The 15,521-nt window shown below is 62.0% G+C and carries 13 protein-coding genes; 11 read left to right on the top strand and 2 right to left on the bottom strand.

The window, feature by feature from the left end; all coding sequences use genetic code 11:
- Positions 1-323 precede the first annotated feature (323 nt).
- The 6 genes from V1283_RS23390 (at position 324) to V1283_RS23365 (ending at position 7,843) form a co-directional block, all read left to right on the top strand.
- Positions 324-1,643, top strand: coding sequence for a CmpA/NrtA family ABC transporter substrate-binding protein (locus tag V1283_RS23390; protein WP_334388825.1), 1,320 nt, complete (start codon positions 324-326; stop codon positions 1,641-1,643).
- 77 nt (positions 1,644-1,720) lie between these two features.
- A complete protein-coding gene (gene ntrB / locus V1283_RS23385) occupies positions 1,721-2,614 on the top strand; it encodes a nitrate ABC transporter permease (RefSeq protein WP_442895879.1) in 894 nt (297 codons plus the stop codon).
- An 11-nt stretch (positions 2,615-2,625) separates the two neighbouring features.
- Positions 2,626-3,420, top strand: a complete 795-nt coding sequence (locus V1283_RS23380; protein WP_108514505.1) for an ABC transporter ATP-binding protein — start codon at positions 2,626-2,628, stop codon at positions 3,418-3,420.
- Between the two features lie 51 nt (positions 3,421-3,471).
- The gene (locus tag V1283_RS23375; RefSeq protein ID WP_334388822.1) at positions 3,472-3,897 is read left to right on the top strand and encodes a globin family protein; all 426 of its coding nucleotides are present in this window, start codon (positions 3,472-3,474) and stop codon (positions 3,895-3,897) included.
- Between the two features lie 9 nt (positions 3,898-3,906).
- Positions 3,907-5,124, top strand: a complete 1,218-nt coding sequence (locus V1283_RS23370) for an NAD(P)/FAD-dependent oxidoreductase (RefSeq protein ID WP_334388821.1) — start codon at positions 3,907-3,909, stop codon at positions 5,122-5,124.
- A 13-nt stretch (positions 5,125-5,137) separates the two neighbouring features.
- On the top strand, positions 5,138-7,843 hold the full coding sequence (locus tag V1283_RS23365; RefSeq protein ID WP_334388820.1) for a nitrate reductase: 2,706 nt from the start codon (positions 5,138-5,140) through the stop codon (positions 7,841-7,843).
- Positions 7,844-7,871: 28 nt separating this feature from the next.
- Here the strand turns inward: V1283_RS23365 and V1283_RS44775 are convergent, their stop codons facing one another.
- Entirely contained in the window at positions 7,872-8,321 is a 450-nt protein-coding gene (locus V1283_RS44775) for a GFA family protein (RefSeq protein ID WP_442895878.1), read from the bottom strand.
- A 225-nt stretch (positions 8,322-8,546) separates the two neighbouring features.
- Here V1283_RS44775 and V1283_RS23360 point away from each other — a divergent pair, with 225 nt between their 5' ends.
- Entirely contained in the window at positions 8,547-9,125 is a 579-nt protein-coding gene (locus V1283_RS23360) for a hypothetical protein (RefSeq protein WP_334388819.1), read from the top strand.
- Positions 9,126-9,207: 82 nt separating this feature from the next.
- On the opposite strand, the gene V1283_RS23355 is transcribed toward V1283_RS23360, so the two are convergent.
- Positions 9,208-10,101: a class I SAM-dependent methyltransferase gene (locus V1283_RS23355; protein WP_334388818.1), complete on the bottom strand. Its 894-nt coding sequence runs from the start codon at positions 10,099-10,101 to the stop codon at positions 9,208-9,210.
- Positions 10,102-10,403: 302 nt separating this feature from the next.
- Between V1283_RS23355 and V1283_RS23350 the strand changes: the two genes are divergently transcribed.
- From V1283_RS23350 to V1283_RS23335, 4 genes are all read left to right on the top strand, one after another.
- Positions 10,404-10,859: a VOC family protein gene (locus V1283_RS23350; RefSeq protein ID WP_334388817.1), complete on the top strand. Its 456-nt coding sequence runs from the start codon at positions 10,404-10,406 to the stop codon at positions 10,857-10,859.
- A 226-nt stretch (positions 10,860-11,085) separates the two neighbouring features.
- Positions 11,086-12,633: a winged helix-turn-helix domain-containing tetratricopeptide repeat protein gene (locus tag V1283_RS23345; protein WP_334388815.1), complete on the top strand. Its 1,548-nt coding sequence runs from the start codon at positions 11,086-11,088 to the stop codon at positions 12,631-12,633.
- Between the two features lie 235 nt (positions 12,634-12,868).
- Complete coding sequence (locus tag V1283_RS23340; RefSeq protein WP_334388814.1) at positions 12,869-14,299, top strand: DUF1254 domain-containing protein; 1,431 nt, start codon at positions 12,869-12,871, stop codon at positions 14,297-14,299.
- Positions 14,296-15,318 carry a DUF1254 domain-containing protein gene (locus V1283_RS23335; RefSeq protein ID WP_334388813.1) on the top strand — a complete coding sequence of 341 codons (1,023 nt, stop codon included), beginning with the start codon at positions 14,296-14,298 and terminating at the stop codon, positions 15,316-15,318. Before V1283_RS23340 ends, V1283_RS23335 begins: the two co-directional genes overlap by 4 nt.
- The last annotated feature ends 203 nt before the right edge of the window (positions 15,319-15,521 follow it).

The following is a 15,521-nucleotide window of genomic DNA, read 5'->3' as shown; positions in this document are numbered from 1 at the left end:
GCTTGCCCAATTCTTGTGCGCCGCACAAAAATTGGGCGAATCGCAAATTTAGAATGCGAATAGCGGTTCCTTTGCGGCGCGATAATACGCCGCATCTGGCTCATATCTATCTGACAAATATATCTTTTTTGCAGCGCAAAAGGCTTGGCACGAAGCTTGAATAGCTAGTGCTGACGCCATTGATGCCGTCCCTCGAGACCACTCATCCGAATTGTGTCGCCGCCATTCCGGGGCCTCCCTGGAGCACGCCCTTCTGCGCCCTGCGCGGTGACCCCAATCGGGCGGCCCCGTTCACGCACTGACGCAAAAGGACAATGATGCCCATGACGAAGCCCACCATTCCGACCTCGCGCCGTGGTCTCAGCCGCCGCCAGCTTCTGAAGGCGGCCGGCGGAACGGCTGCCTTGCTCGCCGCCGCCAAGCTCAACTTTCCCGCCGGCGCGTTCGCGCAGGGCGCAGGTCCGGAAGTGAAGGCTGCGAAACTTGGCTTCATCGCGCTGACGGACGCCTCGCCGCTGTTCGTCGCCAAGGAGAAGGGCATCTTCGCGAAATACGGCATGCCCGACGTCGAGGTGCAGAAGCAGGCCTCGTGGGGAACGACGCGCGACAACCTCGTGCTCGGCTCCGAGGGTAATGGCATCGACGGCGCACACATCCTCACGCCGATGCCGTATCTGATTTCGGCCGGCAGGGTGACGCAGAACAATCAGCCGACGCCGATGTACATCCTGGCGCGGCTCAATCTGAACGGTCAGTGCATCTCGGTCGCCAAGGAATATGAGGACGTCAAGGTCGGCGTCGATACCGCGCCGTTCAAGGTTGCGCTGGACAAGAAGAAAGCCTCAGGCAAAGCGATCAAGGCGGCAATGACGTTCCCGGGCGGCACCCACGATCTGTGGATCCGCTATTGGCTCGCCGCCGGCGGCATCGATCCCGACAAGGACATCGAGACCATCGTGGTGCCGCCGCCGCAGATGGTCGCCAACATGAAGGTCGGTACCATGGATTGCTTCTGCGTATGCGAGCCGTGGAACCTGCAGCTCATCCATCAGAACATCGGATACACCGCCATCACCACCGGCGAGCTCTGGAACAAGCATCCGGAAAAATCCTTCGGCATGCGCGCCGCCTATGTCGACAAATATCCAAAAGCGGCGAAGGCGCTGCTGATGGCCGTGTTGGAAGCCCAGCAGTGGTGCGAGAAGCCGGAAAATCGTGACGAGGTCGCCGCCATCTGCGCCAAGCGGCAGTGGATCAACTGCCCCGTCGATGACGTCACCGATCGCGTCAAGGGCAAGTTCGACTACGGCATTCCCGGCAAGGTGGTCGAGAACTCGCCGCACATCATGCGGTTCTGGGCCGATCACGCCTCCTATCCGTTCCAGAGCCACGACCTCTGGTTCATGACCGAGGACATCCGCTGGGGCAAGTACGAACCGGGCTTCGACAGCAAGGCGCTGATCGCCAAGGTGAACCGCGAAGACCTCTGGAAGGACGCTGCCAAGGAACTCGGCGTTGCGGCTTCGGATATCCCGACCTCGACCTCGCGCGGCAAGGAGACCTTCTTCGACGGCAAGGTGTTCGATCCCGAGAATCCGGCTGCGTATCTCAAGTCCCTGTCGATCAAGCGTGTTGAGGTCTGATCCAAACCGGGCCGCGCGGCTAGCGCGCGGCCCGCTCATTGAAACGCGGAGATACAATTTCAATGTCGATGCATGCGATGAAAACCGAAGCCACGGCGGTGGCAATCCCGGTCACCTCGCCCACGACGGCTGCGCCGGTCGTGACGATGACGCCGAAGCCGGCGCCACGTGCCGAAAAGTACATCAAGATGGCGAGGGAGACCGCGGTGCGGGTCGTGCCGCCGCTCATCGTGCTCGCGCTGCTGTTATTGTTCTGGGAGTTGGTCTGTCGTCGTGCCGGCTCGACCCTGCCGCCGCCGTCGCGGGTCTTCAAGGATACCAGGGAGCTGATCTTCGATCCCTTCTTCGACCGCGGCGGCATCGACAAGGGCCTGTTCTGGCATCTCTCCGCCTCGCTGCAGCGCGTCGCGCTGGGCTATTCGCTGGCCGCGATCGCCGGTATCGCGCTCGGCACGCTGGTCGGGCAGTCGGTGTGGGCGATGCGCGGGCTCGATCCGTTGTTCCAGGTACTTCGCACCATCCCGCCGCTCGCCTGGCTGCCGCTGTCGCTTGCCGCGTTCCGTGATGGCCAGCCTTCGGCGATCTTCGTCATCTTCATCACGTCGGTGTGGCCGATCATCATCAACACCGCGGTCGGCATCCGCAACATCCCGCAGGATTATCGCAACGTCGCGGCCGTCGTGCAGCTCAATCCGCTGGAGTTCTTCTCGAAGATCATGATCCCGGCGGCGGCGCCCTACATCTTCACGGGTCTTCGCATCGGCATCGGCCTGTCGTGGCTGGCGATTGTGGCTGCGGAAATGCTGATCGGCGGCGTCGGCATCGGCTTCTTCATCTGGGACGCCTGGAACTCCTCGCACATCAGCGAAATCATCCTGGCCCTGTTCTATGTCGGCATCATCGGCTTCGTGCTCGACCGCCTGATCGCGGGACTGGCGAAGATCGTGACCCGCGGCACCGCGCTGAACTGAAGGAACATGTCATGCAGGCCTATCTGAAGCTCGACCACATCGACAAGACCTTCACCCGCGGCAATGCCACGACCGAGGTGCTGAAGGACATCAACCTGACGATCGAAAAGGGCGAATATGTCTCGATCATCGGCCATTCCGGCTGCGGCAAGTCCACGCTGCTCAACATCGTCGCCGGCCTCACCGACACCACCCAGGGCTGCGTGCTCCTGGAAAACCGCGAGGTCAATTCGCCGGGACCGGACCGCGCCGTGGTGTTCCAGAACCACAGCCTGCTCCCCTGGCTGACGGTCTATGAGAACGTCAGGCTGGGCGTCGACAAGGTGTTCGCCTCGACCAAGACCCGCGCCGAGCGCGACGCCTGGGTGATGCACAATCTCAACCTGGTGCAAATGGCTCACGCCAAGGACAAGCGGCCGTCCGAAGTGTCCGGCGGCATGAAGCAGCGCGTCGGCATCGCCCGCGCACTCGCGATGGAGCCGAAGGTGCTTTTGCTCGATGAGCCCTTTGGCGCGCTCGACGCGCTGACCCGCGCGCATCTGCAGGATTCGGTGATGGCGCTGCACCAGAAGCTCGGCAACACCATCCTGATGATCACCCACGACGTCGACGAGGCCGTGCTGCTGTCGGATCGCATCGTGATGATGACCAACGGTCCCAGCGCACGGATCGGCGAAGTGCTGGAAGTGCCGCTGGCGCGTCCGCGCAAGCGGCTCGAGCTCGCGACCAACCCCGGCTACCTCAAGTGCCGGCAACGGGTGCTCGAATTCCTCTATGAGCGGCATCGCTTCGTCGAAGCGGCCTGAGTTTTGCTTGGTCCCGCGTGGGGCGGGGCCTGGAAGAGGCAGGAGAAGAAAATGACACCTGAACAAGTCAATCTCGTGCAGCAAAGTTTCGCCAGGGTCGCTCCGATTTCCGAACAGGCCGCCGTCTTGTTTTACGACCGCCTGTTCGAAGTCGCTCCCTCGGTCAAGGCGATGTTCCCCGCCGACATGGCCGAGCAGCGCAAGAAGTTGATGGGAACGCTCGCCGTCGTGGTCAACGGCTTGAGCAATCTCGGCGCGGTGTTGCCGGCCGCCAGCGCCTTGGCAAAGCGTCACGTCAGCTACGGCGCCAAGCCTGAGCACTATCCCGTCGTCGGCGGAACGCTGCTGTGGACGCTTGAGAAAGGGCTCGGCGAAGCCTGGACTCCTGAAGTCGCCGATGCCTGGACCGCGGCTTACGGCACGTTGTCCGGCTACATGATCTCGGAAGCCTACGGCAGCACTCAAGCCGCCGAGTGAGGGTGCGTCATGAGCGAACCGCTTGTCATCGTCGGCAACGGCATGGCCGCTGCCCGCCTGGTCGACGAATTGGCCAAGGTGGCGTTGGGCCGCTACGCCATCGCCGTGATCGGCGACGAACCGCGGCTCGCCTATAATCGCGTGCTGTTATCATCGGTGCTGGCCGGCGAGACCACCTCGCAGGACATCGAGCTGCGGCCGGCCTCCTGGTGGCGCGACCGTGGCGTCACCCTGAAATATGGCTGCACGGCCACCGAGATCGATGTCGGCCGCCGCGAGCTCAAGATCGAGAATGACGAGAGCGTTCCGTTCTCGAAGCTGGTGCTGACCACAGGCTCGTCGCCGCTGCGGCTCAACGTGCCGGGCGCCGGCCTTGCCGGCGTGCATACGTTTCGCGACAGCCGGGACGTCGATCTTCTCCTGACGCTGGCGGCGCAGAAGAAGCGCGTGGTGGTGGTCGGCGGCGGATTGCTGGGCCTTGAAGCGGCCTACGGGCTCGCCAAGGCCGGTGCGCCGGTGACGCTGGTGCATCTGATGGACCGCCTGATGGAGCGTCAGTTGGATGCGCCCGCGGCCGAACTTTTGAAGTCCCTTGTCGAGCGCAAGGGGATCGAAATCCTGCTCAACGCCAACACCGCGCGCATCCATGGCGTGACCCGCGTCGAAGGCGTCGAACTGGTGGACGGCCGCCTGATTCCGGCTGACGCCGTGATCTTTGCGGCGGGCATCCGGCCAAATATCGCACTGGCTAAGGAAGCCGGCATATCGGTCAATCGGGGCATCGTGGTCGACGACCATCTGCAGACCGGCGCGGCGGACGTATTCGCGATCGGCGAATGCGCCGAGCATCGCGGCATCTGCTACGGGCTGGTCGAGCCGGCCTATGAGCAGGCGAGGGTGCTGGCGCGGCATCTCGCCGGGCGGGAAGCCTGCTATGCCGGCAGCATCGTTGCGACCAATCTGAAAGTCTCCGGCGTCAGCGTGTTCTCCGCCGGCGATTTCATCGGCGACGACGGCAGCGAGACCATCGTGCTCTCCGACATCAATCACGGCACCTACAAGAAGCTTGTGATTGCTGGCGGGCGATTGACCGGTGCGGTCCTGATCGGCGATGTCGCCGACGCGCTCTGGTATCTCGAACTGATCCGCACGCGGCAGCCGACACAAGGAATTCGCGCTGACATGATGTTCGGCCGCTCGCTCGCGATCCGTTCGGAAGCTGCATGATCCGGTTGCCGCCATGACTGCCATCGATCCCGACCTGCGCGCCATCAGCACCACCTGCGCCTATTGCGGCGTCGGCTGCGGCATCCTGGCGACGCCGGACGGGCGGGGCGGAGCGGCGATATCGGGCGATCCCGAGCATCCCGCCAATTTCGGCCGGCTGTGCTCGAAGGGCTCGGCGCTCGGCGAGACGCTCGGCCTGACCAACCGGCTGCTCTATCCGATGATCCGCTGCGGCAAGGGCACCATGGAGCGGGTGGCCTGGAGCGACGCGCTCGACCACGTCGCGCACCGCTTCCAGCACATCATCGCGCGCGACGGCCCGGGCGCGGTGGCGTTCTATCTCTCCGGCCAGCTGCTGACGGAAGACTATTACGTCGCCAACAAGCTGATGAAGGGCTTTATCGGCAGCGCCAATGTCGACACCAATTCGCGGCTGTGCATGGCGTCATCCGTCGCCGGCCACCGCCGCGCCTTCGGCGCCGACACGGTGCCGGGGTGCTATGAAGATCTCGACGAGGCGGATCTTCTGGTGCTGGTCGGCTCCAACGCGGCCTGGTGCCATCCGGTGCTGTACCAGCGCATGCTCGCCAACAAGCAGAAGCGCGGCGCGCGGATGATCGTGATCGATCCGCGCCGGACCGATACCGTCGGCGACGACGATTTGTTCCTCGGGTTGAAGCCGGGCACCGATACGGCGCTGTTCAGCGGGTTGCTGGTGCATCTTGCCGATAACGGCGTGCTCGACCGCGACTACATCGAACTCCACACCACCGGCTTCGACGACGCTATCGCCCGTGCGCGCAGCATAGCGGGCAGCGTCGGGGCCACTGCGCTGGCGACCGGCCTCGCCGAGCAGGACGTCGCGGCGTTCTTCCAGATATTTGCCAATACGCCGCGCGTGGTGACGCTGTATTCGCAGGGCGTCAACCAGTCGGCGCAAGGCACCGACAAGGTCAACGCCATCCTCAATTGCCACCTCGCGACCGGGCGGATCGGCCTGCCGGGCGCGTCGCCGTTCTCGTTGACCGGGCAGCCCAATGCGATGGGTGGCCGCGAGGTTGGCGGGCTCGCCAACCAGCTCGCCGCCCATATGGGCTTTACACCGCCCGACATCGATCGCGTGCGCCGGTTCTGGAAGGCGCCGCGCATCGCGACCCATGAAGGCCTGAAGGCGGTCCAGATGTTCGAGGCCATCGCGCGTGGCGAGATCAAGGCGCTGTGGGTGATGGGGACCAACCCGGCGGTGTCGCTGCCGAACGCCGACGGCGTTCGCGACGCCCTGAAGAAGCTCGAACTGTTCGTGGTTTCCGAGAACGTCATCTCCAACGACACGGTCGACGTCGGCGCGCATGTGCTGCTGCCGGCGGAGGCGTGGGGCGAGAAATCCGGCACCGTGACCAATTCGGAACGGCGCATCTCGCGGCAGCGCGCATTCCTTTCCCCACCCGGCGAGGCCAAGCCCGATTGGTGGATCATGGGCGAGGTCGCCCGGCGCCTCGGCTTCGGCGCGGCCTTCGGCTTTACCTCGGCGGCGGATATTTTTCGCGAGCATGCTTCTCTCTCGGCATTCGAGAACGAGGGCGCGCGCGACTTCGACATCGGCGCGCTGGCCTCGCTGTCGGACAGCGATTTCGACGCAATGGCGCCGGTGCAGTGGCCGGTCCGGCAGGGAAGCGAGCCGCAGGCGCGCTTCTTCGCCGAAGGCGGTTTCTTCGCCAACGATTTCAAGGCCCGCTTTGTCGCACCGGAAATTCCTGCGTTGCGGACCGAGACCACGGCGGCGCGGTCGCTGCGGCTGAACACCGGCCGCATCCGCGACCAGTGGCACACCATGACCCGCACGGGTGAAAGCCCGCGGCTCGGCCAGCATCTGCCGGAGCCGTTCGTCGAGGTCCATCCGGACGATGCCGCGCGTTATGGCGTGGCCCATGGCGACTTCGCGCGGGTCACCACCGATTACGGGCAATGTACGCTTCGGGTCGTCGTCAGCGAACGGCAGCAGCGCGGCATGCTGTTCGCGCCGATCCACTGGAGCGAGGCCAATGCCACCGGCGCGCGCGTCGGTTCGCTGGTGGCGCCCATCACCGATCCGTTCTCCGGCCAGCCCGAGAACAAGGCGACGCCGGCATCGATCGCGCCCTATGAATATGTATTCCGCGGCTTTGCGCTGTCGCGAACACCGCTCGCGCTGCCGGATCATGCGTGGGTCGCGCGCGTCGCCGTCAGCGGCGGTTACGGCTATCTGTTCGCCGACAACGCCGACGTTGCGGGATGGCAGTCCTGGCTGAAATCCGTGACCTCGGACGATCTTGCCGAATACAAGGATTTTGGCGGCGGCGTGTATCGTGCGGCGTCGTTTGACGGCGACCGCATCGAGGCCTGCCTGTTCATCGGGCCCGCGCGCGACGCCGGCGACTGGAATGTAGTCAAGGACCTGTTCGCCGCCGATACACTAAGCACCGACCAGCGCCGCATGCTGCTGTCGGGCAAATCGGTCGATGGCCTCGCCAATACCGGCCCAATCGTCTGCGCCTGCTTCGGTGTCGGCCGCAACACCATCTGCGATACTATCGCGGGCGGCGCGCGCTCGGCGGCGGATATCGGTGCCAGGCTGAAAGCGGGCACCAATTGCGGCTCCTGCATTCCGGAGCTGAAGCGGCTGATCGCGCAGACCGGCACGAGCGATCCTGAGCAGCGGAAGCTGGTGGCGGTGAATTAGAAATTGTCCGCCGTCCTTGCGGGAAAGATCAATCCAGTTTCTTCTTGGGACCGATGCGGATAGGCGAGGCACCGTCGCGACCGGTCGTTGCAAACCTCGGTAAGTCATCGAGCGCCTCGAACCAAGGTAGCTGTTCATTAACGAAGACGTGGCAGCGCGGCGACGCATAATTCGGATCGAGCAGCGACACCGCATATATGTGAATTTCTCCCTCTATCCGTTCATTCTCATATGTGAGGGGTGACCCACAATTCTCACAGAAACCACGCCGAACGCCTGGCGAAGAATGGAAATAGCGGGGCGCGCCCTTCGTGAACGCGAACGCGCTGCGTGGCACTGAAATCCATGTCGTTATTGGGGAAGAGGTTGCTCGTCGACAGCTCTCGCAATGGCAATGCAACGTCCAGTTCGGTTGCCCGGTGTATTGGAAGACAATCGAGCCGCACAAACATTTGCCAGACACTGAAGTGGCATCCATTGCCGCACCTTGTTCCTGTAAAGGACTGTTCGATTGTGCCGATTGACCATCGTGTGTCAACGATGTCGCCGACTGGCCCTTAGCGCGGACATGCCGGCCGCGCCAACCGACGTCTGCTTTTGACCCTGGCTGGACCCAAAGCGGACATCCGCACACACATGCCCTTCCAGTGCGCTGGTTTAAGCTGGTACAGTCCCCGCGAGAAGTTGAACGGAGACCAGTTAAATGAGCATTGCCGATCCCAACAAAACGATCCTTACGGGCGAGAACCCATTTATCCGCTTGAGCTTGAAGGATGGCGATCCGAACTCAACAGATGCGAGCTATTGGCGGATTATCTTTTCGCCAGCTGGGCCCGGCCACGTCCTCTACCTGAAGAGCGAGCTGACAGAAGGCCGCTGGCGCATCTATTCCGACAACATCGCGATGGCGCGGTGGCTGCAGACGACCGTACAAGGCATGCTCAATGCCGAACTTTCCGACACAACGATCCCCTGTGCGGAGGCGACGTTTTCCAAGGCTGGAGATCCGCGCTACTTCTGGACTGAGTACATCAAGTCGCACAGCGAAGACATCTCGCTCACCTGGTTCGATATCGGCGAGCCGCTGCTCATCCACTCGCAGCCGAACCAGATCCCCAACCGGCGCTACGGCGTATGCACTGTATTGATACCAGCGCTCGGCACGCGCCTCGTCCGCAATGGCATGGAGGCCAAGGGGCAGTCCTGGCCGCGCGAGCGCGAGGGGCGGCCCTTCTCGACATCGGCGTTGGCGTTCTCGGAAAGCTGGACTGACGCGGTCTGAGCGGAACGGCTAGGAGTGGCAGACGTCTGCTATTGCGTTGCCACCGGTCCATTGCCTGAACTTTGAACGCGACATGCACCGCTCACGGCTTGACGAACTTGAGCACGAATTCGTCCTTCGGTTGCGGCGGGTCCGGCGTATTCTTATCTCTGGGATCGTTCGGGTTGCGCAGGAAATTGCCTTCGTCCCTCAGCTTGAATCCCGCCGCCTCGACTTCCTGCCGAAGAAACGCTTCTTCGATGCGATGCAAGGTACCGGATTCGGAGATGCCAGTTCCAGGCCGACCCGAATGATCAGCTATAACGTAGAGGCCTGCCGACTTGAGCGCGCCGAAGACAGCCTTGTTCATCGCCGCGCGATCCACGCCGAGGTGTCCGAGGTCGTGATAGTTGAACATCAAGGTCGCGAGATCGACGCCTCCCGCCGCGAGCTCGGACGGAACGGGATCTTCGAACGGTCGGGAGAGCGCGACGATCGGCGCGGCCTGAACGCCATTGCTTCGGAGATTGTTTTCGCGTTCGGCGAGGGCAACCGGGGATGGTCGTGGCGCGCTTGCCGGCGCTGCTGCTGGCGCCGCACTCGGCGTGCTGGCTGGGTTGCTGTTGCCTTCGAGCGCTACCGGAGGCGTGGGTGCCCGGTTGGGATCGCGCGGCCGGCTCTGACCATAAACCTTGCCCGAGGGGCCGATCGCACGGGCTAATAATTCCGTGGTGTAGCCACCGCTCGCGCTGAGATCGACCGCGACGATACCGGGACGAATGCCGATGAAGCCCAGCATCTGCTCAGGCTTGCGTCGTCCATCATTGGCGCGATCTGCCGCAGTGCGATCGGAGCTCCTCACGATCTGGGCAATTTGCTCGGATGAAAGTGGCGGCGAACCCTGTTGCGCTGCTGCTGCTTGGGCGTTGAGAAACGGACCCGCGCTGACGCTGACTGCAACCAGGAGGCCTTTTATTCCGCTTTTTATGTTGCTCATTGCTCTCTGACCACTCTCATCTACAGGACCGGCGACGCGACGACCTCAGATGGTTTCCCTTCTCCGGCCAATGATAAGAGCACAATGCTGTCCGGAAGTACCGTCAAGCCCATAAACACTTTCGTTACCTCAACTGGTTTCCGCTATACGCTCGACTTCGACTAGAAAATCCGGGTGAGGCAACGGCGCTTCGAGCGAGCTGGTAGCCTTGCAAGCACGGGAGGGCCAGTTGCCGGCAGCTCACCCGGCGGAGGTAAGCCGGCGCGGCCGAGTGCACGGCGTTGATGACAGGGAGTAACAAGATGATACTCAATCCGGATCATGTTACGATCGCGGTGGCAGACGCTGGCCCGGCGATCGAGTTCTTCGCGCTCCTTGGCTTTAGAAAGGGTCACGTCGCGACGATCGACGGTGGCCTTCCGGCCCGGTACATGGGCATGCCGGGGATGAAAGCACAGCACATCACCCTCGCACTCGAAGGAGCGGATCCTCATTTCGAGATCCAGCTGCTCGAGTTCGACCCGACCCCGGGGACCGATCCGGGTGCGCACCCGACGAATCTGCGACAACGGGGCTTCAATCACCTCGCGTTTCGCGTCGACGACATTGAGGCGGCCACCGCGCACCTCGTGGCCAACGGCGTAACCATGCTGAGCGACGAGATGGATTACATCAGCCGAAAGCTGCGGCTCTTCGAGGGTCCCGAGGGCATCACCCTCGAGTTGGTGCAGTGGGGCGGCTCAGACGCTTCTGGCTAGAACCTCCAACTAGGCCGCTGTCCCGGCCCTGAAAGACCTCGCGTCATAAAGGTGCTTCCAACTACTCGCGATTGAGGTGCGAACTTCGCACGGCAATGCGCGCGCCGTGCCGCAGCATGGCCGGCGCGCTTGATATTCGGCTTACATTTTCATCACCTGCGGCCTATCCTCCACGTTTCTGCCCGCGTTGGCGGCCCGTCGGAGGCAGCATCAGGGGGTCCGCAGTTTGCGCTATCTCTTCGAGAAGTACTCGTTCGACACCGCCCGTCGCGAACTCCGTCGCGGATCGGATGTGACTACTGTCGCCCCGCAGGTGTTTGATCTTCTTGATTATCTGATCCGTCACCGGGAGCGTGTCGTCACCAAGGACGATCTCATCGGCGCCATCTGGAATGGACGCGTCGTGTCCGATGCGGCCCTGACGACCCGCCTGAACGCCGCCCGTAGCGCCATCGGCGATTCCGGCGAGGAGCAACGCCTGATCAAAACGTTGCCGCGAAAGGGATTTCGTTTCGTCGGACAGGTGCGGGAGGGGCAAGAGGTTGCGGGCCCGGACGATGCGCCCGAGAGCGCTCCTGCAGTACCCGACAGGCCCTCCATCGCCGTGCTGCCGTTCGCGAACATGTCTGGCGATCCCGAGCAGGAGTACTTCGCGGACGGGATGGTTGACGAGATCACGACCGCGCTTTCGCGGTTCAAATCGTTGTTCGTGATCGCTCGCAATTCGAGTTTCACGTTCAAGGGCAAAGCCGTCGATATCAAGGAAGTCGGGCGCAGGCTTGGCGTGCGCTATGTCCTCGAGGGGGCGGTGCGCAAGGCTTCGGGGAAAGTTCGCATCACGGGCCAGTTGATTGAAGCGGCTACGGGCGCACACATTTGGGCGGACAGGTTCGAGCGTGACATGACAGACATTTTCGCACTGCAGGACGACGTCACGCTCGCCGTTGTCTCAGCTATTCAGCCAAAGTTGTTTCAAGCAGAAATTGCAATGGCGACGCGGCGGCGACCGGAAGACCTCACCGCGTATGATTATTTTCTCAGAGCTTTGCAGCAGGCGATTCTTACGACCCGCGAAGGGTTGGCCGAGGCACTCCGACTGGTCCAGCGCGCCTTGGAGCTTTGCCCTGGGTTTGCTAGTGCCGCTGCTCTGGCAGGTGAATGTCACTCGGAAAACGTGCTAAGGAACTATGCCATCGATCCTCAATTCGAACGCAAGGAAGCCGTTCGGCTTATGCGCCTGGCATTGAGCCTCGACGATGGTGATCCAGACACGTTAGCAACTGCTGCATCAATCTCGGCTTTGTTGGTCGGCGATTGTGAGGCTGAGATTGAGATGGCCGATCGGGCGGTCGCGCTCAACCCAAATTCATATCACACATGGAACCGCAGAGGCTGGGTCTACAAGATTGCGGGGCAGCCGGAGGAAGCGATCCGGAGCTTTGACCGTGCCATGCGCATGAGTCCGGTAGACCCGCAACTATACTCAACGTTTACCGGGATGGGATTTGCGCTTATTGAGCTTCGTCGCTTTGACGAGGCCATCATTGCAGCGAAGAAAGCCTTGCGTCACAACCTCTGCCATCCAGGACCATACCGCTGCCTCGCGTCCGCTTTCGCCCATCTCGGACGCGACGCTGAGGCCCGTGAGGCGGCGGCTCGTATGCTCGAGATCGATCCCGCTTTCACAATATCGGCGTGGATCGCTCGGAGCCAGGTATCAAAAACTGCGAAGCTGATGATCGAGGGCTTTCGGAAAGCGGGATTGACCGAATGAGCCGTGCTCGTCCGCATCGACAGGCTGATCTATAGGGCGCGACTTGCCGCGGTGCATGAGTCGGCTGCCCTTGTCGGACGCGCCGCGCCACGCTGACGATGTCAGTTGATTAAGGGCAAAGCGGACTTTGCGCTTGGGCGCAGCGAGGTCCGGAAATGACCCAAAGCGGACATTGACCGAGCGCAACTTCTAATTACAATCTTTGCAATCGACCAGCCATGCAGGGAGGTTCGCCGTGAAAAAGCTTTTCATTTTAATCGCTTTTGCCTGCAGTGCCGTGTCTGCATACGCACAGTCATCTTCCGAAGAACTCAACCGCCGCATGATCGAGCGGCGCGCGGTCGAGGCTGTCGTCTGGGGTATGCCGGCCGTCAATTACGACCTGATGCGGCAGCAAATGCTGACGAAGACGCCGGGCAAGGTCGGACAAGTAATCTATTGGGGGCGGCCGCTGGATTGGCGCAACCAGACGCTCACGCCCAATGCCGATGCGCTCTACTTCATGACCTTCTTCAACACCAAGGATGGCCCAATTGTGCTCGAACTGCCGCCCGGCGATGCCAATGGATCATTCAATGGCAACATCGTCACCGTTTGGCAGGCGCCGCTCGAAGACGCGGGCCTGCTCGGCGCCGACAAGGGCGCCGGCGGAAAGTATCTGGTGCTCCCACCCGGCTACACAGGCGCGAAGCCCGACGGCTATATCTCGCTGCAGTCCGACACCTTCGGCAACTACATGCTGCTCCGTTCCAATCTCAAGAGCCACGGCGATGCTGATGTGCAAGCCGCCGTCGCCTACGGCAAGCGCATGAAGGTCTATTCGCTCCTGCAGGCGGCTAATCCACCTCCGACGATCTTCTCCGACGTCAAGGACGTCGATTTCGATTCGACGATCCGCTACGACGGCAGCTTTTTTTCGAATCTCGACCGCATCGTGCAGGAAGAGCCGTGGATCGCCCGCGACCGGACCATGATCGATCAGCTCAAATCGTTCGGGATCGAGAAGGGCAAAACGTTCAATCCGGACGAGGCGACAAAAGCCCTCCTGTCGTCCGCGGCGCTCGAAGCAGGCGCGCTGCTGGAAGCCCGATATAATGCCGGCCTGCCGCCGTTCTTCTCGGCGACGAGCCGCTGGACCTTCCCCGCGCCGCCTGAACTTATCAAGGCAGCGCAGGAAGGTTTCACCGATCCGAACCATTATCCGGTCGATCTGCGAGGCATGGCCTACAGCTACGCTTATATCGGCATCAAACGGCTGGGCGCGGGACAGTTTTATTCTATCTCGATCCGCGATAAGGACGGCGACGCCTTCGACGGCGGCAAGACCTACCGTCTCAATGTCCCCGCCAACGTACCGGTCGAACAATACTGGTCAGTCACGGCATATGACCGGCAAACCCATGCTCTGATCAAGAATGTCTCGCGAGCAAGCCGCTCCTCGCAGATCCCCGACCTGCAGAAGAATTCGGATGGCTCGATCGACATCTTCTTCGGACCTGCAGCACCCGCAGGCAAGGAGACGAACTGGGTGCCTACCGACCCTGCACGAAAATTCGAGCTGATGGCGCGCTTCTACGCCCCGAAGAAAGAATTCTTCGAGAAGAAATGGATCCTCTCGGACGTCGAGAAGATGAGCTCAGCGATTGGAAGCGGAGCAAGGCAATGAAAACGATGATTCACATCGCGCTTATTCTGGCGGCTACCGGCATGGCCCACGCCCAAAGCGGCAACGCTATCACCGTCACCCCCGATAATTTCGCGCGGGCAGAGAGCGACATGTACTTCGCGGCTTCAACCAAGGATATGGGCGGAACTGGAAAGCTCCTGCATCGCCGCGAGGTCGTGTCCGTGGACAAGCAGCCCGTCGTGCGGGCGAACCGCGACACGCTCTATTCATCGGGCGTGTTCGATCTCGACGCCGGCCCGGTGACCATTACGCTCCCCGACGTTGGCAAGCGTTTCATGTCGCTGCAGGCGTTCAACGAGGACCATTATGTCGTAGGCGGCGTGCGTTACGGCGCGGGCAAATACAAGTTTGACAAGGAAAATGTCGGCACCCGCTACATGCTTGTCGGAATCCGCACATTGGTCGACCCCAATGACCCCGGCGATGTCAACCAAGCCCATGCCCTGCAGGATGCCATCCAAATCGATCAGCAAGGGTTCGGCAGTCTGGAGCTGCCCAATTGGGACACTGCCAGTCAAAAGAAGGTACGAGACGCTTTGATCGCGCTCGGCGCGACGACCCCCGACTTCAAGCGCGCTTTCGGCGCAAAGGACCAGGTCGATCCTGTCAGGCATTTGATCGGCACGGCGACCGGCTGGGGTGGCAATCCCGACGAGGACGCCACCTACCTCAACGTCACGCCTCCCAAGAACGATGGCACCACCGTGCACAAACTCGTCGTCAAGGACGTGCCGGTGGACGCCTTCTGGTCGATCAGCCTCTACAACGGCGACGGCTACTTTCAGAAGAACGAACTCGACTCCTATTCGCTAAACAATCTGACCGCGAAGAAAGGGTCGGACGGATCGGTTGCGGTGCAGTTTGGCGGCTGCGACGGCAAGCTTCCGAATTGCCTGCCAATCATGAAGGGCTGGAACTACACCGTGCGGCTCTACCGGCCGCGGTTGGAGATTCTGGACGGCAGTTGGAGATTCCCCGAGCCGCAGGCGGCGAACTGAAAAGGCGCAACGCGATTTGCAAGAGATCGCGAACCGCTCGATCCGCTCCACTTGGCCTTGTCATACCGCCGACGTTGCTCGCCCGCGCCGACGAGGTCATCGAATAGTAGGTGATCCGCTTTTGGCCATCGGCGGACATGCCGAGTAGGCCGGACGATGTCCGCGTTTGGGAGCAAAGCGGAAGTCGCTGGATCATCCCGTGA

Origin of the sequence: Bradyrhizobium sp. AZCC 2262 (assembly GCF_036924535.1) — a bacterium.
Taxonomy (GTDB): domain Bacteria; phylum Pseudomonadota; class Alphaproteobacteria; order Rhizobiales; family Xanthobacteraceae; genus Bradyrhizobium.
Note: the sequence above shows the minus strand (reverse complement) of the source record. Positions and strands in the feature narration are given on the sequence as shown.

What these genes read in the sequence shown, in the direction of transcription:
- V1283_RS23390 (WP_334388825.1), top strand. Translation starts at nt 324, where the DNA reads ATGACGAAGCCCACCATTCCGACCTCGCGCCGTGGTCTCAGCCGCCGC.
- ntrB (WP_442895879.1), top strand. Translation starts at nt 1,721, where the DNA reads ATGAAAACCGAAGCCACGGCGGTGGCAATCCCGGTCACCTCGCCCACG.
- V1283_RS23380 (WP_108514505.1), top strand. Translation starts at nt 2,626, where the DNA reads ATGCAGGCCTATCTGAAGCTCGACCACATCGACAAGACCTTCACCCGC.
- V1283_RS23375 (WP_334388822.1), top strand. Translation starts at nt 3,472, where the DNA reads ATGACACCTGAACAAGTCAATCTCGTGCAGCAAAGTTTCGCCAGGGTC.
- V1283_RS23370 (WP_334388821.1), top strand. Translation starts at nt 3,907, where the DNA reads ATGAGCGAACCGCTTGTCATCGTCGGCAACGGCATGGCCGCTGCCCGC.
- V1283_RS23365 (WP_334388820.1), top strand. Translation starts at nt 5,138, where the DNA reads ATGACTGCCATCGATCCCGACCTGCGCGCCATCAGCACCACCTGCGCC.
- V1283_RS44775 (WP_442895878.1), bottom strand. Translation starts at nt 8,321, where the DNA reads ATGGATGCCACTTCAGTGTCTGGCAAATGTTTGTGCGGCTCGATTGTC.
- V1283_RS23360 (WP_334388819.1), top strand. Translation starts at nt 8,547, where the DNA reads ATGAGCATTGCCGATCCCAACAAAACGATCCTTACGGGCGAGAACCCA.
- V1283_RS23355 (WP_334388818.1), bottom strand. Translation starts at nt 10,101, where the DNA reads ATGAGCAACATAAAAAGCGGAATAAAAGGCCTCCTGGTTGCAGTCAGC.
- V1283_RS23350 (WP_334388817.1), top strand. Translation starts at nt 10,404, where the DNA reads ATGATACTCAATCCGGATCATGTTACGATCGCGGTGGCAGACGCTGGC.
- V1283_RS23335 (WP_334388813.1), top strand. Translation starts at nt 14,296, where the DNA reads ATGAAAACGATGATTCACATCGCGCTTATTCTGGCGGCTACCGGCATG.